Below are 443 nucleotides of genomic sequence, written 5' to 3'. Positions count from 1 at the left end.
GCCCAGGCCGCGACGGTCGGCAACTACGGCACCTTCGCCATCAATGCAGCGGGCGCGTGGACCTATACGGCAAGCTCTGCTCACAACGAGTTCGTCGACGGCCAGCATTACACCGAGAACTTCGACGTCGTCAGCGCCGACGGCACCCACACCTCGGTCGCCATCGATATCCTCGGCACCAACGATGCAGCGGTGCTGTCGTCCGCTTCGGTCAACCTGACCGAGACCGACGCTGCCGCCGACATCTCGACGAGTGGCCAGCTCACCATCTCCGACGTCGACAGTGATCCGCACTTCGTCGCGCAGGCCGGCACCGCCGGCAATTATGGCTCGTTCTCGATCGATGCCGATGGCAATTGGACCTATACGGCGTCGTCCGCCCACAATGAGTTCGTGGCGGGCCAGCATTACACCGAGAACTTCGATGTCGTCAGCGCCGACGG

The 443-nt window shown here is 63.4% G+C and carries 1 protein-coding gene; it reads left to right on the top strand.

What is annotated here, in order from left to right; genetic code table 11:
* On the top strand, window positions 1–443 hold a 443-nt coding region (locus KVT37_RS31875; RefSeq protein ID WP_217578975.1), incomplete at both ends, for a VCBS domain-containing protein.

The organism is Mesorhizobium sp. GbtcB19, from assembly GCF_019091085.1.
Taxonomy (GTDB): domain Bacteria; phylum Pseudomonadota; class Alphaproteobacteria; order Rhizobiales; family Rhizobiaceae; genus Mesorhizobium.
This window is presented reverse-complemented; position numbering and strand designations above follow the sequence as displayed.